Consider the following 26,877-nt stretch of genomic DNA (forward strand, 5'->3'; position numbering starts at 1 on the left):
TGATAGCCATGGCTACGCAACAGATGCACGCCGCAGGTGGCGGCGGTGAAGATAACGGTGACAACTTCGACGCATCGCAAGGCGCCGGTCAAGCCCAGATCAACACAACCGGTACGGATGATCTGCTGGACGAGATCGACGCGCTGCTGGACACCAACGCGGAGGAGTTTGTGAAGTCCTTCGTGCAAAAGGGCGGTCAGTAAACGCAATGGTGGCTGGGTACCCGCGGCGCATCATGGGCGTCGAAACAGAATTCGGCGTGGCTGCCTATGACGGTGCCCGCCAAGTGCTCACCCCGGAAGAGATCGCCAGGTACCTCTTCCGCCCGGTAGTAGCGCAGCACCGCAGTTCCAACGTGTATGTGGACAACGCTGCGCGTCTTTACCTCGATGTCGGCTCGCACCCGGAGTACGCGACAGCGGAGTGCGACTCGCTGTCCCAGCTCCTCGCGCACGATAAGGCGGGCGAGTGGATCTATGCGGATCTTGCAGAAACGGCTGACAAGGCCCTTGCGGCAGACGGCCTCGGCGGGTCGACCTATTTGTTTAAGAACAACGTGGACTCCCGTGGCAACTCCTATGGTGCACACGAGAACTACCTGGTCAGCCGCGAACTCGCGCTGAAGTCCTTCGGTCAGCAACTGCTGCCGTTTCTAATCACACGCCAGCTCATCTGCGGCGCCGGCAAGATCGCAGGCGACACATTCGTCATCTCGCAGCGCGCCGACCAGGTATGGGAGGGTGTGTCCTCTGCGACGACGCGCACCCGCCCGATCATCAACACCCGCGACGAACCGCATGGGGATTCGCACCGTTTCCGTCGCATGCACGTCATCGTCGGCGATTCCAACATGGCCGAGCCCACCTTTGCACTGAAGGTTGGCTCGATGCTGCTGGTCATCGAGATGCTCGAGGCAGGCTTTGACCTGCCCGACATGGAGCTCACAGACCCGATTGCGCATATCCGAGACATCGCAGCCGACCCGACCGGATCGACGCCACTCGACCTAGCAGCGGGTGGCACCGTGACCGCCTTGGAGGTACAGCGCACAACGCTTGAGGCTGCAAAGCGCTGGTTGGCGCAACGCCCAGACGAGGGTACGCCGAACGAGGAGATGGCCCGCGTCGTGGACCTGTGGGAGCGCACCCTCAATGCAATTGCGACACAGGATTTCTCCCAGGTAGATACAGAGATCGACTGGGTGATTAAACGCAAACTGCTTGAGCAGTTCCGCGCCAAGCTCGGTTGCGGCTGGGACCACCCAAAACTCGCTCAGATCGACCTGACCTACCACGACATCAACCGCAAGCGCGGCCTGTTCTACCTGCTGGAGCGCAAAAGTCTTGCCAAGCGCTGGATTACCGACGACCAGATCGCTCAGGCTGTGGCGAACCCGCCTGAGACCACACGTGCCGCCATCCGCGGGAGGTTCCTCGCGGCAGTACGTGAGGCAGATACGCCACACAACGTCGATTGGGTGCACCTGAAGGTCAACCGTCCGGAGCCGCGCACGATTGAGTTGCTCGACCCGTTTGCTAACACCAGCGCCGAGGCTGATGACCTCATCGACTACGTCAACGCTCACAACGGGGAAGGGGAGTAGCGCATGGCCGACGATTCTGACATGATCATCCGCCAGGTCGGCCTTACCTTTGCACTGCTCAACTCACCCGAAAAGCAGTCCGTCGCGTGGGTGCAGCGCCACGTCGACGGTTACGGGGGTCGCAGCCGTGACGCTGCAGGTCATCTCATCCGCCGTGACGTCGCAGAACTGCGCCGACTCTGGGTTCCCGCCCACTTTGTGGACGGGGAAGTGTGGGTCGATAAAGACCTCTACGAACTTCCGCCGGTGGATCTCACCGCCGAAGAAGCATCCGTCGTCGGGCTAGCAGTTGATCTTTCCCAGCCGGGCTCGCTTGGCAGTTTCGCGCGTTCGGGATGGACGAAGCTCGCCGCGTCCGGTGCGACGCGGAACCTGGATGCTCCGACGTTGGTGTCGGTGTCCAACGATATTTTCCAACTCCGCCCAGAGACGTTGCGCGCCATCGTTGCGTGTGTGCGCAACAAGCAGCGCATGTCCTTCGACTTCGTCCGCGCACCAGGCAAGGATCCTGAGCGTCGCGTAGTGGACCCGTGGGGCGTGGTGTCGCTGAACAACCGCGCCTACTTCGTCGGCTACGACATCGACCGCGGCGCCGAGCGTGTCTTCCGCGTGAAGAAAATTTCCCAGGTGAAACGTGTCAACGCTTCAGAGCCGTTCCACGAGCAAGAAGGCGAGCTCCAAAACATTGTGGAGGCATCGCTGCGAGGTGACCTGGTCGATGCCACCGTCACCGTTACCAATGGCGCCGGTGAAGAACTCGCAATGCGCGGCAAGCGTATCGACGACACCATCACGCTCACCTCCGTCGACCGCGATTGGGTCGTTCGCGCGATTGCCAGCATTGCGGGCAGCGTTATTGCGGTGGAGCCAGCTGGGGTACGGGAGGACGTCGTCAAGCTTCTGCGCTCTGCAAAGGGAAAGGATCCGCATGAGCACTGATCTGCAGCGTCAAGAGCGCGTGGTGCGTTTGCTCAACCTAGTTGCTTACGCATCCAACCACGCGGACCTGACGGTGATGGAAATCGCGCGAGACCTCGGCGCAGATCCACAGCAGGTGCGCGATGATCTCGACTTGCTGTACATGTCGGGAGTTGGCACCGGGCCGGGGGAGATGATCGAGCTTGAGCACTCTTGGAAGGGCGTGCGGATCATCGACGACCAAGGTTTGACCAAGCCGCTCCGCCTCACCCCAGTCGAGGCAAGCGCGCTGCTGGTGCTGCTCGACTCGTTAGAGACAATGCCTGGGCTTGTCGACGCACGCGCGGTCCGCTCCGCCGCGGACAAGATCCGTACCGCGACAACCTCCAGCGGCATTGGCGATGCGGAGCACCCCACGACGTCGAGTGTTGCGTCCACTGTCGCCGACGCACTCTCTGCCAAGAAGCAACTTGAGGTGACGTATTACTCGGCAACCTCAGACACAACGAGTAAACGAATAATCGAACCGGCGAGCCTCTTCCACGAAGACGGCAACACCTACCTCCGAGCAGCAGATGCCGGCGAAATGAAGACGTTCAGACTTGACCGTATCCGGGAAGCGGTACTTCTCGACGAGCCGTCAACCGCCACGGACACCGACTTCGACAGCGCCGATCCCTTCGGGATGGCCCAGCAGGCAAAAGCGCAACTGTTGATCCACCCAGACGCGACGTGGCTGGCGGACTACTGGGATATCGATATCGAAAGTGACGTAATTGACTCCGAAACGGGGTGGATTCCGGCTACGATGCACTACGGCAGTGGCGACTGGCTGATCCGGTTCTGCCTAGGTCAAGCCGACCGCGTGCGCATCCACGAGCCTGTGGATCTCGCCGACGAACTCGAGGCGCGCGTGAATTCTGCACTCAAAGCGTTAGACTAGGAACCCTTAACTCGTCTGTTGTTGAAAGGAATGCAATGGCAAGCATCGGTTGGGCAGAAATCCTTATCTGCCTCTTTGTCGTGCTCCTGCTGTTCGGCGCCAACAAGCTGCCGGATCTTGCACGCTCCATGGGGCGCTCCGCTCGTATCTTCAAGTCCGAGGTGAAGGAGATGAAGAACGACGAAGCGGCAGAGCAGCCCAAGCAGCAGCACCAGATTGAGTCTGCTGCTGCCCAGGAAACGCGCAGCGCCGCACAGGATGCCGATTTCTGGGAGCACCCGGAGAATCAGCCGCGCGCCTAGGTGCGTCTGATGACGAAGTTAAAGAGAAGAGGGAAGAACCCAACCGGCGAAATGTCGCTGGTTGAACACCTTCAGGAGCTTCGCCGCCGTGTGATTGTGTCGCTTATTGCGATCACCATCGGCACGGTTATCGGCTTTATTTGGTACCAGTACGCCCCTTGGCGGTTGATGCCGCTAGGTGAGATCATCCGAGGCCCATACTGCAACTTGCCGCAAGAGCTGCGGGCCTCATTCACGGCTGACGGGGAATGCCGACTGCTGGCTACAAGCCCGTTTGAGATGTTCATGCTGCGCCTGAAAGTCGGGGCGCTGGCTGGTCTCGTGCTGGCATCCCCGGTCTGGCTGACGCAGATCTGGAACTTCATCACGCCCGGTCTGCACAAGAACGAGCGTCGTTACACCATGACGTTTGTCTCTTTGGCGGTGTTCTTGTTCGTGCTCGGCGCCCTGCTGGCGTACTTCGTGCTCGACCAAGGCCTATACGTCCTGATGTCTATAGGCTCCGAGTTCCAGATCGGCGCATTAACCGGTGAGCGCTACTACAACTTCCTGCTTTCCCTCATCGTGATCTTCGGTGTCAGTTTCGAGCTGCCACTGATCATCATCATGCTCAATCTCGTCGGCGTGCTGCGCTACGAGCATGTGAAGGACAAGCGTCGATTCATCATTGTGTTGATCTTCATCTTCGCGGCCGTGATGACGCCGGGGCAGGATCCGTTCTCGATGGTGGCACTGGCGCTTTCGATCAACTTGCTTGTGGAGATCGCGTTCCAGTTCTGCCGTTTCAACGACCGCAAGCGCAAGCGTGAGCGTCCAGACTGGATGGATCTTGACGACGAGCAGGGTTCCGGCCCGATCGACGCTCCGACTCCGGTTGGGTCTGCGAGCCCGATTGGCTCGTCGACAAGCATTAAGGCTGCACCGATCGAGCGCCCACAACCGGTACACCGTGCCCCGGCGGCAAAGTCGAGCACCTCGCAGAAGCGAGGCTTCGAAAACGACATTGACTTTGGGGACGTACTGTAGGGGGCATGCTTTCCTCCGAGAACTCCACGCCGTTTCTGCAGGAATTCGCCGCAGCGAAGCCTTTCGATCTCGACGACTTCCAGATTGAGGCCTGCAAAGCCGTCGAGGAAGATCGTGGCGTGCTGGTTTGCGCGCCAACCGGCTCGGGCAAAACCATTGTTGGCGAGTTCGCCGTGTCCCTCGCCCTGCACCGTGGGACGAAGTGTTTCTACACCACGCCGATCAAGGCGCTGAGCAACCAGAAGTACAACGACCTCGTTGCCGAGCATGGCGAAGAGGCTGTCGGTCTGCTCACCGGGGACACCAGCATCAACGGCTCGGCTGAGATCGTCGTCATGACCACTGAGGTGCTTCGTAACATGCTCTACGCCGAGTCACCACAGTTGGATCGCCTGACCCATGTGGTGATGGATGAGATCCACTTTCTGGCAGATCGGGACCGTGGTGCCGTGTGGGAGGAGATCATCCTCAACTTGAGCGACTCGGTCAGCCTCATTGGTCTTTCAGCTACGGTGTCAAACTCCGAGGAGTTCGGCGAATGGCTGTCTACCGTCCGTGGCGATACAGAGGTGATCGTCTCTGAGCACCGCCCGATCCCGCTGAGCCAGTACATGATGGTGGGGCGCAAGATGTTCCCGCTGTTCGAACCCGGCACCGACGGGCGAGTCAACCGCTCCCTCGAGCACGCCATTGAGCGCATCGAGTCCGGCCATTCCAATGAGGGTCGCCGCGACTTCGAAGAAGGCCGTGGCTTCCGTTCGCGCTCCCGCAGCGGCCGTACCCGCGGCCAGGACAAAGTGCGTCCAGTAGGGCGCCCGGAGGTCGTCTCCGTCCTGCAGGGCCAGGACATGCTGCCCGCGATCGTGTTCATCTTTTCCCGCGCCGGCTGCGACGGCGCACTGTTCCAGTGCCTGCGTTCCCGCAAAGAACTGACGACTCCGGAGGAGCGCTCCGAAATCGAGCAGATTATCGACGACGGCGTTGACGGCATCCCCGATGAAGACCTCGAAGTACTCAACTTTAAACAGCTGCGCACCGCTTGGATGCGCGGCTTTGCCTCCCACCACGCAGGCCTGCTGCCAGCGTTTAAGCACATCGTCGAGCAACTTTTCGTACGCGGCCTGGTCAAGGTGGTCTTCGCCACCGAAACGCTTGCGTTGGGCATCAACATGCCAGCGCGAACCGTGGTGCTGGAGAAGATGGTCAAGTTCAATGGCGAGGCACACGTCGATCTCACGCCAGGTCAGTACACACAACTGACCGGGCGTGCAGGTCGTCGCGGCATCGACCACATCGGCAACGCCGTGGTGCAATGGGCCCCGGCGCTTGACCCGCATGCGGTTGCCGGGTTGGCCTCGACCCGCACATACCCGCTGATTTCGCAATTTCAGCCTGGCTACAACATGGCCATCAACATGCTGGCCATGAATGGGTTCGACGATTCGATTCGGCTTATAGAGCAGTCCTTCGCCCAGTTCCAAACCGACCGCTCCGTGGTCGGGGAGGTCCGCGACATTGAGCGTCTGCAAACCAAGGTCCGGACCCTTCGTGAGAAGTTGGAGCGCGACATCTCTGCGTTCGCGCCGCCGTCCGAAGACCCGGCTGCAGAGCTTGTGGAGTACTCGCGGTTGCGTCGAGACCTCAACGATGCGGAGAAGAAAGCGCGCCGCGAAGCGATTGAGAACCGTCACACGGAGACGGTGAAAATCCTTGCCCGCCTTCAAGTCGGCGAGGTGATCGCGCTGCCAGGCAAGCGGAAGCCGGAACTGGCCGCTGTGGTGCAACCCGCGGCGAAGCAGCACGACCCGCGTCCCTGGGTGACCACGGAGCGCGGCTGGTCGGCGCGTATCGACGCCGCCTCGTTCCGCAACCCACCCATGGTCGTCGGCCGCATCAAGGTGCCACGTCATATGCAGCAACAGCCACGAAAACACGCACGCAAGGTGGCTGACATGCTGCACCGTGGCCACTTCAACGCGCCGAAGCGACTGCGTGAGAAGGCAAGAACCCGTCCGAACAAGCAGGTGCTGGCGCTGCAAGCGGCGCTTCGCAACCACCCGGTTCATCACTGGCCAACCCACGACCGCGAGCTTCTTGCCCGGACCGCTGAAGACATCGTGCGCGACGAGCGCAAACTGGCCTCACTTGAACGCCGCGTCGATTCGTCGACTGATTCGCTTGGCCGGACGTTTGAGCGCATCATCGGCCTGCTCACGGAGATGGACTACGTCGAACTAGTCGACGGCGAACCAAACGTCACCGACGAGGGCGAGCGTCTGTCGCGTATCCACAACGTCTCAGACCTCTTGGTCGCACAGTGTCTCAAGCGCGGCATCTGGGACGAGCTAGATCCAGCGGAACTCGCCGGTGTCGCATCCATGGTGGTGTTCGAAAACCGTCGTGCGACCCAGGGTTCGCCGGAGGCGGCAACCGACGCGATGGCTGATGCGATGAACGACACCATGCGCATCTATGGAGAACTGGTGTCTGATGAGCAACGCCACCAGCTCCCTGCGACCCGCCTGCCGGACGCTGGCTTTAGCCTGTCCATGCACCAGTGGACCGCAGGCGCGCCGCTAGGCTATGCCCTTGCAGCTGCGGCAGAATCTGGCGCAGAACTGACACCTGGCGACTTCGTGCGCTGGTGCCGCCAAGTCATCGACCTGCTCGAGCAGATTAAGAAGACCGGTTACTCGGACCAGATTCGCGACAATGCGAACCGTGCGGTCGACGCGATCCGACGCGGTGTGGTGGCTATCGGTAACTAGCGGGCAACAGCGACACGGTGGCGATTCGCAGGTTTCGGTACATCGGATCCATGATGAGCGACTGCACTGCGAACACCTTGCCGTGTGCAAAGACCGGCCCGCCAGAGTCTCCTTTGATCGCCGGGGGAGAGGCGTAGACCAGGCCCGCGGGGCGGATCCGCGTGGCAAAGGACCGTGACGCGGAAAACGGCAGCTTGCCCAGGTAGAGGCCTGGCTTTCCCTGAGGAGTTTTCGCACGTCCGCCGAAGCCAACCGTCAGCGTCGATGCGCCAATCTTCGGAGGAGCCCCAATCGCAAGCAGCGGAGCCGATGAGCGTTCGGTGAGCCGTGCCAATGCAATATCAGTACCGGGAATCGGTGCGGCGGATTTGAGGCGGTACGTGGTGTCGTCGATACGCACACGCACCTTCGATTCATCCACACCGCGAAAGAAATGCGCACACGTGAGCACCGTATCGGGCGTGATCAGCGCGCCTGAACAGTAGCTACGTCCAGGCATACTGATGCGGGCGATTGATCGTGCGAGGGATTCAGACACAGCAGCGATGGTATCGATCTACCATGGCCAGCATGACGTTTGATGCAAGTGTGTACGCGAAGCGCCGACAAATGGCTGCCGACTTGGTAAAGCAACGTGGCTTGAGCGGATTGGTGATCGGGACTGGTGCAGAGTTTGCCTACCTCACCGGCTCCTGGGCGTCCTCCCACGAACGCCTCACCGCCCTCGTCATCTCGGCCGATGGCGCGCGTGTCGTCGCACCGATGACAGACCTGCTTTCGTTGGGGCTCGACGGCGCGGACGACGTCGAGGTGATCGGCTGGCGCGATGGTGAGAACCCGTACCGCCTCGTTGCTGACTCGCTCCCGGATGGCCCGGTCGGTCTCGGCTCCTCTTTGACCGCCGACCACGTGTTCGCACTGCAGGCCCTGCTGCCACGTACAGATCTGGCTGAGACTGAGGTCGCGGAATTGTTCATGGTGAAGGACGCTGCAGAGCTTGAACAACTCGAGGCCGCAGGCAGGGCAATCGACCGTGTGCACGAACGTGCTGCGGAGCTGCTTCAGCCGGGCCGTACGGAGCGCGAGGTCGCTGCAGAACTGAACGCGCTGATCCTCGAAGAGCACGAAACGGTCGCGTTCGTCATCGTCGGTTCGGGACCAAACGGCTCGAACCCGCACCACGACTTTTCGGACCGTGTGCTCGAGGAGGGCGACCCCGTGGTCGTAGACCTGGGCGGTGTGCTGCCATCTGGCTACCAATCGGACTGCACCCGTACTCACGTCGTGGGTGGTAGGAACAAGGCGAAGCCAGACTTCCTGGAGGCGTACGACGCGCTTCAGCGCGCATTCCAGGCGGCCTGCGACGCAGCCCGCCCCGGCATTACCGCAGGGGAGCTCGACGCCGTCGCACGAGGCGTACTGGAGGAGGCCGGCTACGGCGAGTGGTTTACCCACCGTCTTGGACACGGTATCGGATTGTCGGGCCATGAGCAGCCGTTCATCATCGCAGGTAGCGACGTCATCTTGCGCGAGGGAATGGCCTTTTCCATCGAGCCGGGCATCTATAAGCCAGGTGAGTGGGGCATGCGCATCGAAGACATCGTGACGCTGACGGCTACCGGCATGAAGACCTTCAACACCACTCGTCGCGACCTGGATGCAGCGCGTGGATAACCCCGGGGTTGTGCTCCTGCTCGGTGCTCGCAGCGACATCGGCGGCGAGATCGCTGTGCGCATCTGCAGTGGTCGTGAAGTTGTACTCGCAGCGCGTAGCAGCGATGGCCTCGACGACGTGAAACGTCGTTTGCTTGCAGCGGGCGCGACTGTTGTCCGAGCCGTTAATTTTGACGCTACCAACCTCGACTCGCATCGCCGCATCGTCCGCGAGGCGGGGGAGGTCACGTCCGCCATCGTCGCCTTCGGCATTTTGGGCGATCAGGAACTGGCAGAGCGCGATGAACGCGAGGCCGCTTGCATTGCCACGGTGGACTACGTGGCACAGGTCAACATGCTCACCGTCCTTGCCGACGAAATGGCACGCGGCGAGATCTTCGCCTTTTCTTCCATCGCTGGCTGGCGGGCACGTCGCGCCAACTACGTCTACGGATCGACGAAGGCAGGCCTCGACGCGTTTTGCCAAGGACTCTCCGACAAACTCCATGGGACAGGCCTGAACCTGATACTGGCGCGCCCGGGCTTTGTCATCGGTGCAATGACTGAGGGCATGAAACCAGCGATCATGTCTGTGACCCCGGATGTCGTTGCAGATGCTGTCGTTGAGGCCGCAGTCAAGGGACGGAGCACGACAGTGTGGATTCCGCGTCGCCTTACCGTTTTGGCCACGATTATGCGCTTGGTTCCACGTCCAATCTGGCGTCACATGCCGAGGTAGCCATGGCGTCGTTGCTCCTTCCTCGTGTGCGCTCACTTGTCGGGCTCGGCCTTGACTTAGTTCGTCCTGCTCAACGAACCGGGCCAGACTTCGGCCGAGCTACCTGGCTTATGGGCGTGACGCCGGGGTCCCTTCTCGAGGCCGTACAGATCCGACCAGTAGGGGCAAGCGGACTGCTGAACCCCTCAGACTCCTGGCGAATCGAATACGCCACGAGCGATACTCAAGGCCGGATCTTGTCCGCGACAGGCGCAGTGTTTCGCTCTCGTACGCCGTGGATGGGGAAAGGTGAACGGCCCACGATCGCGTTTGCGCCATCGACGCAGGGCGTTGCACGGCGTTGCGACCCGTCATATTCCTGCACCGTGGGCATCGGACCACGTATCAAGCCCATAGACTTGATCGCCGCGTATGAACAACCCGTAATCAACTTGTTCCTTGCAGCCGGCGCCGACGTAGTCATCACCGACTACCCACGCGACCCCGGGGACGATGTGGAGCTCTATTGCGACCACGTTGCGGCAGCACGCTCCCTCGCCGATGCCGTGCGCGCAAGCACCCACCTGGGTGTCGGTACGTCCAAACTCGGCCTGTGGGGCTTCTCCCAGGGCGGGGGAGCCGCCGCAGCGTGGCTCGAGGAACCTGAGTACGCACCCGATCTCCAACTGCTGGCAGCTGTGGTCGCAGCTCCGCCAGTGGACATGGTCAGCATGCTCCATCACGTCGATGGCGCGCTTGCCTCCGTAGTGATCCTCTACGCGGTCGCGGGCCTCATGGCCAGCGACGACGCAATTGCTGCCGAGATTGCTCCGCACTTGAGCCCAAGAGGTGTTGCGGCCATTGCGAACGGGGCGCGCACGTGTGCTTTAGGGGCGGTGCTGCATCGCCCGTGGTCGCATACTCGCTCTTGGACGAGGACCGGAGTGAGCATGGCATCGCTTCTCGACGACCTCCCGTTGACCAGCAGCCACCTTGATGCAACACGCCTAGGCACCAAACGCCCGCTAGGTATTCCGATTCGTCTGTGGAGTTCGCTATATGACGACCTTGTCCCGCACGCCGATGTCTCAGCCTTGGCAGAGAGTTGGGGAGTGGAGTTCCTCTCACGTACGGCCAAGCGTATCCGTGGCAGGACCGGCACGAACCACTTCGGCCCGTATTTTCTCTACGCTGCAACTGACGTGGGTTGGTTGCTCGATCGGCTCAACGGGTAGTCTCTGGCCCATGCCTGTGCTCCTGTTGTCCTACTTCGTTGTTGAAGCGATCGCGTTCTTTCTCGTCGCCAAGTGGATTGGTGTCGGATGGGCGCTGTTGGCAATTTTCGCACTGATGATCTTCGGCGGCTTTGCCGCCAGCATGTCGCTTCGCAGTGAACTTACGCAGATGGCTCGTGGGCGAACCAGCCTTGGCAAGTTGGCTGGCGACTCCGCGCTGTTGATGGCGGGTTGGGCGCTAAGTCTCGTCCCTGGTTTCGTGAGCTCGGTCATCGGCCTGCTATTAGTGTTCGGTCCGACACGAGCAATCGCGCGTCGTTCGATGACCAAACGCGCCCGTCGCGGCATGGAAGACCTCGGCGCGCGCCTCTACGAGGCCACCCCGATGTCGCAGTTCACCACCTCCTACGGTTCGTTTACCAATCCCAATCAGCCCTATCCGCAGAAAGGAGCGGATGCTGACGACGTCGTTATTGATGCCGACGAGTTGGAGGAATGGTTCCGCAACAGCGGCAATGAGCCGGGGGAGAAGTAGGTGACGGCCCTTACCCGCTTCCTCCGGTTCGTACTCGCGGCCTGCTCTGGCTGGCTGGTGTTCTTCTCGTACGAACCGCACGGACACTGGTTCTCCGCCATCGTCGGCATATCCGTGTTTTATCTTGCGCTCATGCCATGGCAACGCTGGCCGGGTACTGATCGTCCTTCCGCAGCCTTCGGCGGCCTACTGGGCTTTACGCAGGCTGCGTTTTGCTACCTCTACCTGCTGCCGTGGATCGGGGAGTTTGTCGGCGCAATGCCGTATGTCGCTTTGTCGATCTTCCTCGCGCTCTACGGCATCGCTATAGGTGTGTTTGGTGTGATCGTCGCGCGTTGGCGCTTTGGCTTCCTCGCGTTTGCGCTGATCTACCTTGCGGTTGAGTTTTGCCGCTCGTCGTTTCCTTTCGGCGGGTTTAGCTGGGTACGCCTGGCGTGGGGGCAAATCAATGGTCCACTAGCTGCTCTCGCACCTTGGGGTGGTCCGGCGCTGATCTCAATTGCGGTGGCGCTGGCAGGGGCAGGTCTCATCGTGGCCATCCTGCAGCGTGGGACGCAACGCTGGGCCGGCCTTGTAGCCGCAGTACTGCCCCTCGGTCTCGGCACCGTGGCGCAGATCGGGGTCAATAACCCTGCCTCGACAGTGGGCGAAGCAACCGTTGCCGCGGTACAGGGCAACGTCCCTCGCATGGGGCTTGATTTCAACGCACAGCGCCGCGCGGTGCTGGCCAACCACGTCAACGAAACGCTTGCGCTTCGCGACGACCTCCGCGCGCAAAACATGGATGTCGACGCCGTTTTCTGGCCAGAGAATTCCTCCGACGTCAATCCGTTCACCGACTCGGAAGCACGAGCGCTTATCGACGTCGCCGTGCGCGGCATCGACGCACCGTTGCTCGTTGGCACACTCACACGAGACGACGTTGGCTCCCGCAACACCATGGTCGTCTTCGATCCAGAGGATGGGCCAGGGGAGTACCACCACAAGCGGTTCCTCCAGCCGTTCGGCGAGTACATGCCCATGCGTGACTTTTTCCGGAGGTTCTCCGACATGGTTGACCTGGCTGGCAACTTCAAACCTGGTGACGGCAACGGTGTGGTGCACCTCGGCAACATCGCAGTCGGTGTGGCGACCTGCTACGAGGTGGCGGAGGACGAGGCCTACCGGATGGCGATTCGCAACGGCGCCCAGTTGCTCAGCACACCGACGAACAACGCCACGTTTGGATTCACCGGCATGACGTATCAACAATTGGCGATGAGCCGCATGCGTGCACTGGAGACCGATCGTGCAGTGGTTGTTGTAGCCACCTCGGGTGTCTCCGCCATCGTCCATCCCGACGGCTCAGTATCGCAGCAGACGGAAATCTTCACGGCAGATCATCTCGTCGAAAAGCTGCCGCTGCGCGATTCTGTCACCCCGGCTGTGCGATTTGGAAAGATTCTGGAGTGGTTGCTTGTCGCGGCAGGGATCATGCTGATGGCTGTGGCAGGCGTTTCCGCACGTACCCGGGCGCACGGGTATGCTGCACCAAGGAATAAATAAGTGTGACAACGAGGAGACGTAGCACCGTGGCGAATACAACCCTGGTGATTATCCCGACCTACAACGAAGTGGAAAACATCCCGCTTATCGTTGGACGCGTGCTGGATGCCAACAAGGATGTGGACGTCCTTGTCGTCGATGACAACTCGCCTGACGGCACCGGAGCAAAGGCTGACGAGCTCGCAGCTACTCATGATGAAGTTCACGTGCTCCACCGCACCGGCAAAGACGGCCTGCTGGCTGCGTACCGTGCCGGTTTCGAATGGGCCCTTCAGCGCGAGTACGAGGTCATCGTTCAGATGGATGCAGACGGCTCGCATGCCCCTGAGGAACTCGTGCGTTTGCTCGACGCAGTATCCAACGGCGCAGATCTGGCAATCGGTTCGCGCTACGTCGACGGTGGGGAAGTAAAGAACTGGCCGCGCAGCCGCTACCTGCTGTCCAAGCTGGGCAACGAGTACATCTCGATCGCCCTTGGCGACGATGTCAAGGACATGACCGCTGGCTACCGCGCGTTCCGCCGCGAAGTCTTGGAAGAACTCGACCTGGATGCACTGTCCAACAAGGGCTACATCTTCCAGGTGGAGATTGCCCACAAGGTAGCAGACGCTGGATTCGGGGTTGTTGAAGTCCCTATCACCTTTGAAGACCGCAAGCTTGGCGAGTCGAAGCTGGACGCAAGCTTCGCTGCCGCATCGTTTGCAGAGGTAACCAAGTGGGGAGCGAAGGAAAAGGCTTCCTTCGTTGGCAACCTGGCGAGCGAAACCTGGCGACAGATTGAGTACGCTGCCGCCAACTCAAAACTTGCAGATCTTCCAAATCGTGCGACCAAGGCTCCGTCGCAGGTAGCTGACTTGGCTAACGAGGTTGCTTCCTTGACCAAGTACGAGCTCTCCGGCAAGAACCTGGATAAGGTCGGCCGTCGCGTTGCAGAAGGTGCACAGACGGCAAAAGACCTGACCACGGAAACCGTGCGTCAGGTCCTTCACGTATTCAATTCCGGTTCAAAGTAGGGAATTAGCCTTCCTTCTGCGCGGCCTGCTCCTTAGCGAGGCGGGCCGCGGTGCGACGGCGCTTCCGGAGCTGCTCTAAGCGCTCCTCAAGCAGCACGTCAAGCTCCTCAATGCTGCGACGTTCCAGCAGCATGTCCCAGTGGGTACGCGGCGGCTTCGTCGGCTTCGACTCGACACCTTCGCCCTCCATGAGCGTGCCGGTCTGACCGTTCTTGCACATCCACTCTTCGGGGATCTCAGCCTCATCGGCGAACGGAACCTCAAACACCTCACCATTGGGTGTTTGGTACTTCGCCATGCGACGCGGCGCGAGATCATGGTCGCGGTCAGTTTCGTAGCTCACGGCACCCATGCGGCTACCGCGTAGCACTCGATCAGCCATGTTGTCTCCATCCTTGTCGTCGTTATTGCCCGGTTGCCCAGCAATCGCTCAAGTATAACGGTCCACTAATTCGTTTTGTTCCCTGACCTCACCCAGGCTTGACACCTGTAATAGACTTGCCGCCGTGAAGATCAGGAAGCGGAGAATAAACGAGACTACAAACGTTTGCGCGTGGTGCGGTAAAGAGATTGAAATCAACCAGGGGCGTGGCCGCAAGCGGAAATATTGCAGTTCTTCGTGCAAGCAGCGTGCGTATGAGCAGCGCACACTCCTTGCAGGTACGACCGTGGACCCTGACGCTGTGATTCTGAGCCGTCAGCGCGTCGCAGAGATCCGCGATCGACTTTACGAGTTGCGCTGTGCCGCTGAGGATATCCAAACTGCAGCGGCCGAAGGCGCGACGGCGGACGAGTTGCATTCGTTGTGTGACGAATTAGTAGGCTTGGTCCAGAAACTCGAAAAACTGAGGTGAGGTACGTGAAGACCAGCTCCCGTAATACGAAGCTGCTTATGATCGCAGTTTTAGCCTTTGCCATTCTGGCGCTTGCAGTGGCGTTCATCCCGTTGGGAAGGACGCTGTTTTTTAGTCACGGTGTCAAAACTGAGGGTATCGACGAGTCCAGCCTGAAATCCGCCACAACGGAAATTGACGGCGTCTGGGAGGTAACAAACAAGCCTGGACCCAACCAAACGTCTGCAGGCTTCACATTCGCCGAGGTGCTGCCAGGTGATCGCCGGACTACGTCAGGCTCGACACAAGGCGTTCGCGGTAGCGTGACTATCGAGGCGGGCACGCTGAAGGCTGGCGAGATTGTCGTCGATATGACAAACATTCGCACCGACTCTGATGTCCGCGATGAAAGCGTGCGACGCAAAATTTTCCATACGGACGATTTCCCGGAGGCAAAGTTCGTTGTCGCCGAGCCAGTGGACCTTAGCAGCGTGCCAGAGGACGGGACGATGGGCACCGTAGACCTGACGGGCAACATGACCATCCACGGCGAGACGAACACGATCACGCAGACATTCAATGTCGCGCGCTCGGGCGATCAGCTGCTCGTCGCAGCAGACATTCCGATCAACCGAGAGGACTACGGAGTGAAGACTCCGGAGCTGGTGGCCGCAAAGATCGCCGAGGACGGCGAAATTAACGTCCGTCTGGATATGCGGAAGTAACCCTATATAACGTCACCTGACGTTATATAAAGGATATTTGTCCGATAATGTACATTATGTCAAGTAACATTTGGTGACACCACAGCGTAATCTGTCCCCATGGCAAAGCTCCTCTCTCCCGATCCCCGCAGGATCCCCAAGCCGGTTTACGACGATTCCTACCCGGACGCTGTCAGTGAGCAATTCACTGGCGGCTCCGACCCGGAACTCGTCGCGGCGCTCGCAGCAATCGTCGGCTCGGACAATGTTCACTCACGCGTCTCAGATCTCGTGCGTTACGCATCAGACGCCTCTCCGTACCGCGACATCCCGTCCGTGGTCGTTCAGCCACGCAACGCGCAAGACCTTTCCGCTCTGATGCGCTATGCCCGCCGCGCAGGCCGGACGCTGACGTTCCGCGCCGCCGGGACGTCGCTTAACGGCCAGGCGATGACGAACGACATCCTCGTCGATGTGAAGACCCACTTCGCCGGCATGGAGGTCCTCGACGGCGGCAAACGCCTTCGTACGTTGCCGGGTGTTGTGCTTGGCGACGCTCAAGCGGTCCTGCGACGCCACGGCTACATGCTTGGACCCGATCCCGGCTCGACCGCATCTGCTTGTATCGGTGGCGTCCTCGCTGACAACGCCGGCGGCATGCGCTGCAAGATTGAGCGCGATTCCTTCCACACCATCGATCAGGCTGAGTTTGTATTGACGTCTGGCGAGATCGTCGATACGCGCAAAGGCGACGACGCCTTCCGTAAACAGTGCCCTGAACTGCACAAACAACTCTCTGATTTCCGTGATCGTTTGCGTGCCAACGAGACGCTGGTCGCTCGCCTGCGCTCAAAGTTCTCCATCCGCAACACCAACGGCTTGCGCATCGATGCATTCTTGGATGAGGACGAGCCGGTCCGTATCCTCATGCGCTTGCTCGTCGGCTCCGAAGGCATCCTCGGCGTATTTACCGAGGCTGAGATTCGCACCATCGAGTTGCCAAAGAAAAAGGCTGTGACCTGGGTGGTTGTGCCCGACATCACTGATGCTGCCAACTATGTTTCACAGCTTGTCGACGCCGGCGCTGAAGCCTGCGAGCTGCTCGTCTCCGATGTCATGCGCAGTTCAGTTGGCCAATTTAGTGCTGCTCCTGCTGAATGGGCAGATATTGATCAGTCCACCGCTGCCCTACTCCTCGAGGTCGGTGGCACCACCGAAGACGAGCTTCAGCAGGCCATTGCCGCCGCCGAGGCCGTGCTCGAGGGCGCGGAGCTGCTGGCGCCGCTGCACTTTGAGACCGACCCAAAGAAGCAAAACGCCATGTGGCAGCTACGTAACGGCCTGTTTGGCCTGATCGGGCAAAACCGCCCTCAAGGCGCCGCGCTGATTACTGAGGACGTGTGCTTCCCACCTGCGCAGGTCGGCGAAGGCGCTGCTGAACTCATGGAGTTGCTCCGGCGCTACGGCTACCCCGAAGGCGTGATGGGACACGCACCCTACGGGAACCTGCACTTCTTTATCACCCCGGACTTCTCCAACACTGAGGAGCTCGAGAAGTACTCGCGCTTCCTTGACGAGCTGGTTGAGTTGGTCGTCGACAAGTACGACGGCTCAATGAAGGCTGAGCACGGTACCGGTATCAACATGGCGCCGTTCGTGCGCCATGAATGGGGCGACGCAATCTGGAACCTGTTCTGGGAGGTCAAGGAGATGCTTGACCCGGACATCATCCTCGCGCCGGACGTGAAGTTGACTCGCCAGTCGGACATCCACCTGCAGCGCTTCAAGTCCTTTCCCAAGGTCGAGCAGGAGATCAATATGTGCGTCGAGTGCGGCTTCTGCGAGCCGGTATGCCCGTCACGCCACGTCACTGTGACTCCACGTCAACGTATTGTGCTGCGCCGTGAGATGGCGCGTCAGCCGGAAGGCTCAGAGGTCTTGGGGGCGCTGCGCGAGCAATACCAGTACGACGCGATCGACATGTGCGCTGCCGACGGAACCTGCGCTATCCCCTGCCCTGTTGGCATTGATACCGGCAAGGTAATGAAGCAACTGCGCGCAGCTCAGGCAACACCTGCAGAGAAGCGTGTCGCAACTGGGATCGCGAAGGGATACGGCGCGGTCGAGGCGTTGGGCCGTACTGCGGTATCTGGCGTCAATATTCTCGGGCCTGCGCTAGCCAATGCTGTCACCCAGGTTGGACGTGCACTCATCTCGCCCGAGCGCCTCCCCTCTGTGCCAGGGCCCATGCCGCACAAGGCACCACAGATGCCGGAAACCTCGCGCAGCGGTGCCGCAGCTGTCTACTTCCCTGCCTGTGTAAACCGTATCTTCGGCCAACCTGCTGGTTCCGCTGATCAGATTGCTGTGCCGCAGGCGGTTGTTGAACTCGGCCGACGAAGCGGAGCACCTGTGTGGATCCCGGAAAACGTTGACGGCGGTTGCTGTGGCATGCCGTTTTCTTCGAAGGGATTCGACGATGCATACCGTGCGAAGGCACTCGACCTGCTGGAGCGCATGTGGCAGTGGTCAGAGCAAGGCGCACTGCCTGTGATCATCGATGCAGCCTCGTGCACCCATACCGTGGTGGATTCCATGCCGGAGGTACTCTCCCCTGCTGATCTTGAACGTTTCGAGGCGATTCGCGTTCTCGACCTGGTGCAGTGGCTCGACGAAGAGATCATGGAGCACCTGCCCATCACTCAGGACCAGGGGCGTATTGCTGTCCACCCGCCATGCTCCGGTCAGCACCTTGGTACCACGGAAGCGCTCATGCGTGTCGCAGCTGCGTGTGGCGATGCGGAAGTGCCCGCTGGGGCGGCCTGCTGTGGCACAGCTGGCGATCGTGTGATGTTGCACCCTGAGCTGGTTGAGTCGGCGACTCGCGAGGAACGCGAGGGGCTCAATCGTGGCAATTATGCACGCTTCGTGTCAGCAAACCGCACCTGCGAGATGGGCCTACAGATGGTGGCCGGAAAGCCATTTGAGTCGATTGCAGTACTGGTCGAGCGTGCATCCCGACCGGAGGTCACGTTAGCCTAGCGACGGCCTCCGCGGTGGCGCTGCACCATCGTGACCTGCGCGAGGTCCAGCATTTCCAATCGTGCAAGGGCTTCGCGCAGGGCTAGCTGCCAAGTCCACATTCTGCGGAATACAACGTCGTAGCCATCCGCTGCGGCGTCGCGTAAGTGGGCGTCGAAGGCCATTCGCTGCAGCCTCAGCGATGCTGCGAGGTGTTCAGGTGCGGTTGTCACCGCAGTCACGCGCAATGCAGTGTGCTTATCGACGATCCGGGCAACGTCATCGCAACTCACAACGTTCATCCGTGGCCACGCATAACCGGCGGTTGAGGCCAACGCTGTCGCTGCACTCCGGGAATAGTTGTTCGTGCGGACAATTGTTTGCAGCACTACCTTGCCGCCCTGTGCGAGCATCTGTTCCGCAGATGCGAGATACGCGACCTGCTCCGGGTGCGGCATGTTCTCAAACGCCTGCATGCTCACTACTGCGTCGTACACCCCGCGACGCTGCCGTGCCAACGCTTCGATTTCGGCTGGGGAATCCAACACGTCAATGCGTGCAGCACCTTCAGCGCCACTGAGGATCAACTGTTCTTCAAGACTTTTTCTCACGCGGGCGTCAAAGGTAACCACATCCAGGGTGCAGCGTCGATCAAGTGCTTCCGCAGCCACCGCTCCTCCACTGCACGGCATCTCAAGCAAATGTGTGCTGGGCCCGGCAGCGGCGGCGTCGAGAAGCATCGAAATGCTCCTGCGTTGCGCATCAGCTAGGTCATCGCGATGAGCGTCAAGTGGAGCGCCGATTTCGGTGACGTCGACGAAGTGGTGCCCTGGCTCGTTTCCTCGCCCTGCCCCCGGAGTGTGGGACTTCATCCGCGTGCGCTGAGTCGTCGGCACACCCGTGCCAAAGTGTCCCTGTGCATGCGTTGCGGTGCCACCATCAAAATGCTGCACCAGATCCGGAGGTAGCTCCCCGATCACCCCAAGGGGTGTGCGACCGTGCTTCGGAGCAGACACGCGTGCTGGTGACGGCCTGTACCCCGCACCGATCAGCGCCTGGAGTGCATCTACAAGCCCTTCGGACGTCGAGGTCACCCACTCGCCTGCCATATAACTTTCAGCAAGGCCAGTCCACCCACGCGCAGCGATACGCTCAAACATGTCCGCGGATTCCACGGTGAGCGCTGCATCGTCTCCTTCTAGAGCAAGTTCTGCTTTCGCACAGGCACGAGCAAATGTCGCCTCAGCGATCTTCGTGCGCAGCGCTCCTCCACGGGCCCTGGGTACCGCAGCAACAGCCGGCCAGGCCGCGGCGTCGATGGAACTTTTGCGTGCGCGGGAGATATCGGCCATTTCACAAATGCTAGTGGCCAAGAACCTGCTTCTGCGGTACGCCACGGCTCAGATAAAATGCGGCGCGTACTATATAGGCGTTGCACATATAAAAATTCAACCGAGGAGAGATATTTATGGCCTCTACGGTCATTCGCCCAGACGGAAACCGCCATCATGTTGTCATCATCGGCGCTGGCTTCGGTGGCGTCAACGCAGCCAAGGAACTTGCGGATGCTGATGTCGATGTGACCCTGATCAACAGCACCAACCACCACCTTTTCCCGCCACTGCTCTACCAGGTGGCAACCGGCCTGATGTCCTCGGGCGAGATCACCGGTGACATCCGTCAGATGTTTGCTAACCAGCAGAACGTCCGCATCGTTCGTGGCACTGTTGAGACCATCGACGTCAAGGGCAAGACCGTCACCTCTGTTGAAAGTGGCAAGGAATACACCTTCGGCTACGACTCCCTCATCGTCGCCGCTGGTGCTGGCCAGTCCTACTTTGGCAACGACCACTTCGCCGAGTTCGCGCCGGGCCTGAAGACCTTGGATCACGCGTTTGAGATCCGCGCACGCCTCATTGCAGCATTCGAGCGTGCAGAACTTGCGGAAACCGCAGAAGAGCGCGATCGCGCTCTGACCTTCGTCATCGTTGGTGCTGGCCCGACCGGCGTCGAGCTTGCTGGCCAGGTTGCGGAGATGGCGCACCGTGCCTTCACCTCGGGCCGATACTCCTTCAGCACCGAGCAGTCGAAGATTTACCTGCTTGATGGCGCACCGCAGGTGCTGCCTCCATTTGGCAAGCGCCTGGGCAAAAAGGCACAGCGTGAGCTTGAAAAGGCCGGCGTCACCGTGATCCTCAACGCCATGGTGACCAACGTTGATGCGGACTCTGTCACCTACAAGGACATGAAGACCGAGCAGGAAACCACGATCCAGACTCCGACCAAGATCTGGTCCGCTGGTGTTGCGGCTTCCCCGCTGGGCAAGCAGGTCGCAGACCAGATCGGTGTTGAAGCGGACCGTGCTGGCAAGGTCGCTGTTAACGCGGACCTTTCCGTCGGCGACGAGTCCAACGTCTTCATCGTTGGCGACATGATGAATCGCGACCGTCTGCCAGGTGTGGCCCAGGTTGCAATCCAGTCCGGCGCTTTTGTGGGCAAGGTCATCAAGAACCAGGTCGAGCACGATATCGCTCCGGAGGATCGCGCTCCGTTCGAGTACTTCGACAAGGGCTCCATGGCGATCATCAACCGCTTCAATGCTGTGGTGAAGATGGGCAAGGTCGAGATCACCGGCTTCATCGGCTGGCTGATGTGGCTTGGCGTCCACATGTCCTTCCTCACCGGCCGCCGTAACCGCATTGTGGCTGCCAACGAGTGGACGATTAACGCGTTCTCCCGCACCCGCCACAACCTGGCTGTCACCGAAGGCCAGCTGGAGAACATCCACCTGGAAAACGGTGAGAAGTAAGCGTTCGTAGCGCCCCCAACTTCCCCGGCCCTTCGCCCTCAACGAGCGCAGGACCGGGGTTTTTGCTACTCTCCACCCCCGAAGACTTTGTGTGACCAACACCACCCCAAACGTATTACCTATAGTCGGAAAACTTCTTTATACTCTTAGGTAAGCGGCAAGCGCTTTAAAGAGACTGTGTTTGGGAATGGGTAAGCGCAGCCGCATGAAGACCACTAGTTATCTATGTGAAAGATCGTGCAACTGTGACTGTTTCTACAGAGCCGCAAATCCAGAACAAGGCGTGGGAAGGTTTCACGCCAGGACCGTGGACCGAGCACATCGACGTCCGCGACTTTGTTCAGCGCAATTACACCCCGTACGACGGGGACGCATCCTTCCTCGAAGGCGCAACTGAAAAGACACTGCGCCTCTGGGACTACCTGGATAAGAATTACCTCGCCGTTGAGCGCGAGCGTCGCGTCTACGACGTAGACACTGACACCCCGGCCGATATCGACGCCTTCAAGCCCGGATACATCTCCGAAGACGACGACGTCATCGTCGGCCTGCAAACCGACACCCCAACCAAGCGTGCCATGATGCCTAACGGTGGCTGGCGCATGGTTGAGCAGGCCATCAAAGAGGCCGGCAAAGAGGTCAACCCGGAGGTGAAGAAGATCTTCACCCACTACCGCAAGACCCACAACGATGCCGTCTTCGACATCTACACCCCGCGCATCCGCGCAGCACGCTCGTCCCACATCGTCACGGGCCTGCCGGACGCCTACGGCCGTGGACGCATCATCGGTGATTACCGTCGTGTGGCGCTTTACGGCGTTGACTACCTCATCGAGCAAAAGCAGCTGGCCAAGGATGCGTCTTTGGAGAAGGGCTTCTCCGAGCACTGGGCACGTTACCGCGAGGAGCACGCGGAGCAGATCAAGGCACTCAAGAAGCTAAAGAAGATGGCTGAAGACTACGGCTTCGACATCTCCGGCCCGGCAACCAACGCCAAGGAAGCTGTGCAGTGGACCTACTTCGGCTACCTTGCCTCCGTAAAGAGCCAGGACGGCGCCGCAATGTCCATTGGTCGCCTCTCCCCGTTCTTGGACGCATACTTCGAGCGTGACCTAGCCAACGGCACCTTGACCGAGGTTGAGGCGCAGGAGATCATCGACGCGCTCGTCATCAAGCTGCGCATCGTGCGCTTCCTCCGTACAGAGGACTATGACCAGATCTTCTCTGGTGACCCGTACTGGGCAACCTGGACCGACGCTGGTTTCTCTGAGGACGGCCGCCACCAGGTCACCAAGACCGCCTTCCGTCTGCTGCAGACGCTGCGCAACCTGGGTCCTGCTCCGGAGCCGAACATCACCATCTTCTGGGATCCGGCGCTGCCGGAGGGCTACAAGGAGTTCTGCGCCGCGATCTCCATCGAGACCTCTTCGTTGCAATACGAGTCTGACAAGCAGATCCGTGACCAGTGGGGCGACGACGCCGCTATTGCGTGCTGTGTCTCTCCGATGAAGGTTGGCAAGCAGATGCAGTTCTTCGGCGCACGCGTTAACGCTGCGAAGGCACTGCTCTACGCCATGAACGGTGGTCGTGACGAAGTTACCGGCAAGCAGATAACTGACGGTGACCACAAGCCGATCGAGGGCGATGGCCCACTCGACTTCGACGAGGTCTGGCAGAAGTACGAGGAGATGCTCGACTGGGTTATCGGTACCTACGTCGAGGCTCTGAACATCATCCACTACTGCCACGACCGCTACGCCTACGAATCCATCGAGATGGCACTGCACGACTCCGACATCGTCCGCACCATGGGCTGTGGCATCGCTGGCCTTTCAATCGTTGCTGACTCTCTGTCCGCGATTAAGTACGCGAAGGTCACACCGGTGCGCGACGAGACAGGCTTGATCGTCGACTACATCACCGAGGGCGACTTCCCGTTCTACGGCAACGACGATGACCGCGCGGACGACATTGCCGCAACCGTGGTCCACACCGTGATGCAGAAGATCAAAGCGATCCCGATGTACCGCGACGCTATTCCGACCCAGTCGGTACTGACCATTACCTCTAACGTGGTCTACGGCAAGGCAACTGGTTCGTTCCCGTCCGGGCACAAGGCCGGCACTCCGTTCGCCCCAGGTGCGAACCCGGAGAACGGCGCAGACAATCACGGCATGGTCGCTTCGATGCTGTCCGTGGGCAAGCTCGACTACAACGACGCATTGGACGGCATTTCGCTGACCAACACGATCACCCCGTCGGGCCTGGGCCGTAACAAGGAAGAGCAGATCACCAACCTGGTTGGTGTTCTCGACGCCGGCTTCATCATGGACAACGCCGATGCGGTAGTTAACCCCGCCTAATCAGACTTTCCCACTCACCTATTCACTCCGAAGGAGACGACATCATGACCACCCCTACTTTCGACGAGCGCCTCGCTTCCATGAAGGCTTCCCGTTCCGCGAACAACATGGACTCTGGCCTGTACCACGCCAACATCAACGTGCTTGACGAGTCCACGCTTGAGGATGCAATGGAGCACCCAGAGAACTACCCGAACCTCACTGTTCGTGTCTCTGGCTACGCCGTGAACTTCGTGAAGCTGACCAAGGAGCAGCAGCGCGACGTCATCTCTCGTACCTTCCACCAGGGCGCGTAGTTTATGGCCCAAGACGGAACGAGCGGCGTCGTCACGCTATCGCCTGAAGCAGGCGAGCGCGTGCGCGGCGTCGCTGCCGGTTTAGGCGGACTTTCCACCGACGACCTTGAGATCACTCGCCCAGAGTTGTTTGAGGCTCGCCGCACTGGCGAGATCGGCCTCATCCACTCTTGGGAACTGGTCACTGCCGTCGACGGACCGGGCACCCGTATGACGATTTTCTTGTCGGGCTGCCCACTGCGGTGCAAGTACTGCCACAATCCGGACACGATGGAAATGAAGGAAGGCACACTCGAGCGTATCGACGACGTCGTGCGCCGCGTACTGCGATACAAGCCTGTCTTTAACGCTTCCGGTGGCGGGCTGACCCTTTCAGGCGGCGAACCACTGTTTCAGATCGCGTTTACACGACGACTGCTCAAGGCAGTGCATGACGCTGGTGTGCACACCACAATCGACACTTCTGGTTACCTTGGTGCACGCTTGACCGACGAGGACCTGGACAATATTGATTTGTTCCTCCTCGACGTCAAGTCCGGTGATCCTGACACATACGAAAATGTCACCGCGCGCCAATTGCAGCCAACCATCGATTTTGGTGATCGACTGCACGAGAAGGGCAAACCGGTCTGGATCCGGTTCGTTGTAGTCCCAGGTCTGACCGACGCTGAGGAAAACGTGCAGCGAGTCGCCGATATCGTCGCGCGTTGGAAGGGCACCGTAGAGCGTGTGGAAGTGCTTCCTTTCCACAACATGGGTGCCGACAAGTGGGACAAGATTGGCCTCGACTACGAGTTGCAGGACGTCACTCCCCCGTCCGCAGAGTCCGTTGAGCATGTGCGATCAATCTTCCGCTCGCGTGGTTTGACGGTGTTTTAACCCTAGGATCACCCCCGTTAGACATTGGGGTGCGCACGCGTAATATCACCTTTGATATCCGTGCGCACCCATTTTTGTGTGCTCATTCATCCTGGGCTTTGCCGTGTTCGGCCTGCCCTACGACGTGAAAGGGGGCTAAAGCTATGCCGCCACGTATTTCAATTCCAGGACAGCGTCCTAAGAAGGTGCAGCCCCCGTCTGTGAACCAAATCCCGGTGCCTGTCGAGCGTCAGATCGACTTTTGCCGCGTTTTTGTCGACGGCAAACGCCAGCCGGGAAATGTGCGCATGACTCACGCACTTGAGGTGGCAGAACGCTACGAGAACGCCTTTGTTTGGTTGTCGCTGAAAGAGCCGACTACGGAGCAAATGGAGCGCGTCGCTGAGATCTTCGATATTGAGGACCTGGTTGTGGACGATGTTGTCGCAGCACATCAGCGACCGAAGGTTGAACGCCACGACGAGCAGTTGTTCCTGGTTGTGCGTTCAGTGTCGTATCGTGACGACGAAGAGGTGTCGGACGCCCGTGAAATCATTTCCACCGGCGAAGTACAGATGATTATCGGCGAGAAGTTTGCCATCACGATTCGCCATAATGTCCGTCTCCCTGACCTCACCAACAAGCTCGAGGACGAAGAAGAGCTAGCGCTGCTCGGGCCTTCCGCTGTGGCGTGGGCGGTATCTGACTATCTGGTAGACAACTACCTGAAGGTCGCGGATTTCCTCGAAAGCGACGTCGACGAGCTGGAAAACGAAGTGTTTACGCCACGTCGCACGATCAACATTGACAAGATCTACACCTACAAGCGTGAGATTTTGGAGATGCGTCACGCGATCGACCCACTGTCACCAGCGCTTCGCAACGGGTTGACGAACAACAAGGACTTTATGCGTAAGGCTCTGCGTACCTACTTCCGCGACGTCCAAGATAACTCCACGATCGTCAGCGACCGTCTTTCAGGCTTCGACGAACGTCTCACGTCCCTGCTGGACGCGTCGGTAGCGAAGATTACGATGCAGCAGAACTCTGACATGCGTACGATTTCGGCCGTTGTGGGCATGGCGGCGGTGCCGACCTTGGTTGCCGGAATCTACGGCATGAACTTCGAAGTCATGCCAGAGCTTGGCTGGCGTTACGGCTACCCCGCTGCACTTCTCGCAATGTTCATTGCTATCTCGGTGATGTGGTGGTGGTTCCGCAAGAACCACTGGCTTTAAACAGCCGCTATTTGCTCAAGATCATCAGTTTGAGGTTGGTCACCGCGACCAACCTCTCCTCGCAGTACATGTTCACGCGCCACAGGTGGGTGCGCGCACCGATGTGGACCGGCTCCGCGGTGGCGTCGATACGTTGCCCCGCGCGCACGCTGCCCAGAAGGTCGGTGGAGTTGCTCATCCCCACTGCTGGCTTGGCGCTAGCTGCCACCGCCGCAATTGACCCCATGGTTTCACCGATTGCGCAGTAGACACCGCCGTTGACAATGCCGGTTGGCTGCAGATGCTCCTCAGTTGCGACGAGGTGTGCATCCATCCGTTCTTTTGAGCAATAATCCAGCACCAAACCGAGTCGCTGGGCGAAGTCAACGTTGAGGTTGTTGATCACGGCGAGTTCTTCTTCGCTCAACGGCGTGTCAAGCACTTCGTTGTACAGGCGAAAATCGAATTCTAGGTTCATGCTCGTCGATGATACGGATGATCTGTCCTCAGCCACGTA

Annotated in this window: 25 protein-coding genes; 21 read left to right on the forward strand and 4 right to left on the reverse strand. The window is 59.8% G+C overall.

The annotated features are described in order from the left end of the window. Positions 1-8 precede the first annotated feature (8 nt). The 7 genes from HMPREF3120_RS06585 to HMPREF3120_RS06615 are packed head-to-tail and all read left to right on the forward strand — an operon-like array spanning position 9 to position 7,560. Positions 9-203, forward strand: a complete 195-nt coding sequence (locus HMPREF3120_RS06585) for a ubiquitin-like protein Pup (RefSeq protein ID WP_070423179.1) — start codon at positions 9-11, stop codon at positions 201-203. Between the two features lie 5 nt (positions 204-208). Further along, positions 209-1,603, forward strand: coding sequence for a Pup--protein ligase (gene pafA, locus HMPREF3120_RS06590; protein WP_070451504.1), 1,395 nt, complete (start codon positions 209-211; stop codon positions 1,601-1,603). A gap of 3 nt (positions 1,604-1,606) precedes the next feature. Beyond that, on the forward strand, positions 1,607-2,542 hold the full coding sequence (locus HMPREF3120_RS06595) for a helix-turn-helix transcriptional regulator (protein ID WP_070451506.1): 936 nt from the start codon (positions 1,607-1,609) through the stop codon (positions 2,540-2,542). Continuing rightward, complete coding sequence (locus tag HMPREF3120_RS06600; RefSeq protein ID WP_070451509.1) at positions 2,532-3,464, forward strand: helix-turn-helix transcriptional regulator; 933 nt, start codon at positions 2,532-2,534, stop codon at positions 3,462-3,464. Before HMPREF3120_RS06595 ends, HMPREF3120_RS06600 begins: the two co-directional genes overlap by 11 nt. 35 nt (positions 3,465-3,499) lie before the next feature. Then, complete coding sequence (tatA, locus tag HMPREF3120_RS06605; RefSeq protein ID WP_070423183.1) at positions 3,500-3,766, forward strand: Sec-independent protein translocase subunit TatA; 267 nt, start codon at positions 3,500-3,502, stop codon at positions 3,764-3,766. Between the two features lie 51 nt (positions 3,767-3,817). Continuing rightward, a complete protein-coding gene (tatC, locus tag HMPREF3120_RS06610) occupies positions 3,818-4,792 on the forward strand; it encodes a twin-arginine translocase subunit TatC (RefSeq protein ID WP_083284811.1) in 975 nt (324 codons plus the stop codon). A 5-nt stretch (positions 4,793-4,797) separates the two neighbouring features. Continuing rightward, positions 4,798-7,560, forward strand: coding sequence for a DEAD/DEAH box helicase (locus HMPREF3120_RS06615; RefSeq protein WP_070451511.1), 2,763 nt, complete (start codon positions 4,798-4,800; stop codon positions 7,558-7,560). Here HMPREF3120_RS06615 and HMPREF3120_RS06620 read toward each other — a convergent pair. Next, a complete protein-coding gene (locus HMPREF3120_RS06620; RefSeq protein ID WP_246815435.1) occupies positions 7,547-8,098 on the reverse strand; it encodes a S1 family peptidase in 552 nt (183 codons plus the stop codon). The genes HMPREF3120_RS06615 and HMPREF3120_RS06620 overlap by 14 nt on opposite strands. Before the next feature lie 23 nt (positions 8,099-8,121). Between HMPREF3120_RS06620 and HMPREF3120_RS06625 the strand changes: the two genes are divergently transcribed. The 6 genes from HMPREF3120_RS06625 to HMPREF3120_RS06650 all read left to right on the forward strand — a co-directional run bounded on the left by HMPREF3120_RS06625 (position 8,122) and on the right by HMPREF3120_RS06650 (position 14,259). Continuing rightward, a complete protein-coding gene (locus tag HMPREF3120_RS06625) occupies positions 8,122-9,234 on the forward strand; it encodes a M24 family metallopeptidase (protein WP_070451514.1) in 1,113 nt (370 codons plus the stop codon). Further along, positions 9,227-9,952: an SDR family oxidoreductase gene (locus HMPREF3120_RS06630; RefSeq protein WP_371441198.1), complete on the forward strand. Its 726-nt coding sequence runs from the start codon at positions 9,227-9,229 to the stop codon at positions 9,950-9,952. The genes HMPREF3120_RS06625 and HMPREF3120_RS06630 overlap by 8 nt, the downstream gene beginning before the upstream one ends. Positions 9,953-10,350: 398 nt before the next feature. Further along, complete coding sequence (locus tag HMPREF3120_RS06635; RefSeq protein ID WP_246815436.1) at positions 10,351-11,166, forward strand: lipase family protein; 816 nt, start codon at positions 10,351-10,353, stop codon at positions 11,164-11,166. A 10-nt stretch (positions 11,167-11,176) separates the two neighbouring features. Continuing rightward, entirely contained in the window at positions 11,177-11,701 is a 525-nt protein-coding gene (locus HMPREF3120_RS06640; protein WP_070451519.1) for an FxsA family protein, read from the forward strand. Continuing rightward, the gene (lnt, locus tag HMPREF3120_RS06645; protein ID WP_070451521.1) at positions 11,702-13,246 is read left to right on the forward strand and encodes an apolipoprotein N-acyltransferase; all 1,545 of its coding nucleotides are present in this window, start codon (positions 11,702-11,704) and stop codon (positions 13,244-13,246) included. 26 nt (positions 13,247-13,272) lie between these two features. Further along, entirely contained in the window at positions 13,273-14,259 is a 987-nt protein-coding gene (locus HMPREF3120_RS06650; RefSeq protein ID WP_070451523.1) for a polyprenol monophosphomannose synthase, read from the forward strand. Positions 14,260-14,263: 4 nt separating this feature from the next. Here HMPREF3120_RS06650 and HMPREF3120_RS06655 read toward each other — a convergent pair whose 3' ends face one another. Further along, positions 14,264-14,641, reverse strand: coding sequence for an RNA polymerase-binding protein RbpA (locus tag HMPREF3120_RS06655; protein ID WP_070423193.1), 378 nt, complete (start codon positions 14,639-14,641; stop codon positions 14,264-14,266). Between the two features lie 124 nt (positions 14,642-14,765). On the opposite strand from HMPREF3120_RS06655, the gene HMPREF3120_RS06660 reads away from it, so the two are divergent. The 3 genes from HMPREF3120_RS06660 to HMPREF3120_RS06670 all read left to right on the forward strand — a co-directional run bounded on the left by HMPREF3120_RS06660 (position 14,766) and on the right by HMPREF3120_RS06670 (position 18,838). Beyond that, entirely contained in the window at positions 14,766-15,113 is a 348-nt protein-coding gene (locus tag HMPREF3120_RS06660) for a hypothetical protein (RefSeq protein WP_224212718.1), read from the forward strand. 38 nt (positions 15,114-15,151) lie between these two features. Beyond that, the gene (locus tag HMPREF3120_RS06665) at positions 15,152-15,817 is read left to right on the forward strand and encodes a YceI family protein (RefSeq protein WP_083284812.1); all 666 of its coding nucleotides are present in this window, start codon (positions 15,152-15,154) and stop codon (positions 15,815-15,817) included. Between the two features lie 99 nt (positions 15,818-15,916). Beyond that, positions 15,917-18,838 (forward strand): FAD-binding and (Fe-S)-binding domain-containing protein, encoded by a 2,922-nt coding sequence (locus HMPREF3120_RS06670; RefSeq protein ID WP_070451527.1) that lies wholly within the window; start codon positions 15,917-15,919, stop codon positions 18,836-18,838. Here the strand turns inward: HMPREF3120_RS06670 and HMPREF3120_RS06675 are convergent. Beyond that, complete coding sequence (locus HMPREF3120_RS06675) at positions 18,835-20,169, reverse strand: class I SAM-dependent methyltransferase (RefSeq protein ID WP_070451529.1); 1,335 nt, start codon at positions 20,167-20,169, stop codon at positions 18,835-18,837. The two genes, HMPREF3120_RS06670 and HMPREF3120_RS06675, sit on opposite strands and share 4 nt — an antisense overlap. A gap of 116 nt (positions 20,170-20,285) precedes the next feature. Between HMPREF3120_RS06675 and HMPREF3120_RS06680 the strand changes: the two genes are divergently transcribed. The 5 genes from HMPREF3120_RS06680 (at position 20,286) to HMPREF3120_RS06700 (ending at position 26,381) form a co-directional block, all read left to right on the forward strand. Beyond that, positions 20,286-21,626, forward strand: coding sequence for an NAD(P)/FAD-dependent oxidoreductase (locus tag HMPREF3120_RS06680; RefSeq protein ID WP_070451532.1), 1,341 nt, complete (start codon positions 20,286-20,288; stop codon positions 21,624-21,626). Between the two features lie 245 nt (positions 21,627-21,871). Beyond that, positions 21,872-23,989: a pyruvate formate lyase family protein gene (locus HMPREF3120_RS06685; protein ID WP_070451613.1), complete on the forward strand. Its 2,118-nt coding sequence runs from the start codon at positions 21,872-21,874 to the stop codon at positions 23,987-23,989. A gap of 44 nt (positions 23,990-24,033) precedes the next feature. Next, complete coding sequence (gene grcA2 / locus HMPREF3120_RS12460; RefSeq protein ID WP_034999039.1) at positions 24,034-24,285, forward strand: autonomous glycyl radical cofactor GrcA2; 252 nt, start codon at positions 24,034-24,036, stop codon at positions 24,283-24,285. A gap of 3 nt (positions 24,286-24,288) precedes the next feature. Continuing rightward, positions 24,289-25,164, forward strand: coding sequence for a pyruvate formate-lyase-activating protein (pflA, locus tag HMPREF3120_RS06695; protein ID WP_070451534.1), 876 nt, complete (start codon positions 24,289-24,291; stop codon positions 25,162-25,164). A gap of 143 nt (positions 25,165-25,307) precedes the next feature. After that, on the forward strand, positions 25,308-26,381 hold the full coding sequence (locus HMPREF3120_RS06700; protein WP_070451536.1) for a magnesium and cobalt transport protein CorA: 1,074 nt from the start codon (positions 25,308-25,310) through the stop codon (positions 26,379-26,381). A 7-nt stretch (positions 26,382-26,388) separates the two neighbouring features. Here HMPREF3120_RS06700 and HMPREF3120_RS06705 read toward each other — a convergent pair whose 3' ends face one another. Next, complete coding sequence (locus tag HMPREF3120_RS06705) at positions 26,389-26,838, reverse strand: PaaI family thioesterase (protein ID WP_070451538.1); 450 nt, start codon at positions 26,836-26,838, stop codon at positions 26,389-26,391. Positions 26,839-26,877 lie beyond the last annotated feature (39 nt).

This window comes from Corynebacterium sp. HMSC11D10, from assembly GCF_001806995.1.
GTDB lineage: Bacteria > Actinomycetota > Actinomycetes > Mycobacteriales > Mycobacteriaceae > Corynebacterium > Corynebacterium coyleae.

Coding starts and splice junctions, on each gene's coding strand:
- HMPREF3120_RS06680 (WP_070451532.1), top strand. CDS start 20,286: ATGGCCTCTACGGTCATTCGCCCAGACGGAAACCGCCATCATGTTGTC.
- HMPREF3120_RS06625 (WP_070451514.1), top strand. CDS start 8,122: ATGGCCAGCATGACGTTTGATGCAAGTGTGTACGCGAAGCGCCGACAA.
- tatC (WP_083284811.1), top strand. CDS start 3,818: ATGTCGCTGGTTGAACACCTTCAGGAGCTTCGCCGCCGTGTGATTGTG.
- pflA (WP_070451534.1), top strand. CDS start 24,289: ATGGCCCAAGACGGAACGAGCGGCGTCGTCACGCTATCGCCTGAAGCA.
- pafA (WP_070451504.1), top strand. CDS start 209: ATGGTGGCTGGGTACCCGCGGCGCATCATGGGCGTCGAAACAGAATTC.
- HMPREF3120_RS06670 (WP_070451527.1), top strand. CDS start 15,917: ATGGCAAAGCTCCTCTCTCCCGATCCCCGCAGGATCCCCAAGCCGGTT.
- HMPREF3120_RS06600 (WP_070451509.1), top strand. CDS start 2,532: ATGAGCACTGATCTGCAGCGTCAAGAGCGCGTGGTGCGTTTGCTCAAC.
- HMPREF3120_RS06700 (WP_070451536.1), top strand. CDS start 25,308: ATGCCGCCACGTATTTCAATTCCAGGACAGCGTCCTAAGAAGGTGCAG.
- HMPREF3120_RS06655 (WP_070423193.1), bottom strand. CDS start 14,641: ATGGCTGATCGAGTGCTACGCGGTAGCCGCATGGGTGCCGTGAGCTAC.
- HMPREF3120_RS06640 (WP_070451519.1), top strand. CDS start 11,177: ATGCCTGTGCTCCTGTTGTCCTACTTCGTTGTTGAAGCGATCGCGTTC.
- HMPREF3120_RS06705 (WP_070451538.1), bottom strand. CDS start 26,838: ATGAACCTAGAATTCGATTTTCGCCTGTACAACGAAGTGCTTGACACG.
- HMPREF3120_RS06595 (WP_070451506.1), top strand. CDS start 1,607: ATGGCCGACGATTCTGACATGATCATCCGCCAGGTCGGCCTTACCTTT.
- grcA2 (WP_034999039.1), top strand. CDS start 24,034: ATGACCACCCCTACTTTCGACGAGCGCCTCGCTTCCATGAAGGCTTCC.
- HMPREF3120_RS06585 (WP_070423179.1), top strand. CDS start 9: ATGGCTACGCAACAGATGCACGCCGCAGGTGGCGGCGGTGAAGATAAC.
- HMPREF3120_RS06615 (WP_070451511.1), top strand. CDS start 4,798: ATGCTTTCCTCCGAGAACTCCACGCCGTTTCTGCAGGAATTCGCCGCA.
- tatA (WP_070423183.1), top strand. CDS start 3,500: ATGGCAAGCATCGGTTGGGCAGAAATCCTTATCTGCCTCTTTGTCGTG.
- HMPREF3120_RS06675 (WP_070451529.1), bottom strand. CDS start 20,169: ATGGCCGATATCTCCCGCGCACGCAAAAGTTCCATCGACGCCGCGGCC.
- HMPREF3120_RS06665 (WP_083284812.1), top strand. CDS start 15,152: ATGATCGCAGTTTTAGCCTTTGCCATTCTGGCGCTTGCAGTGGCGTTC.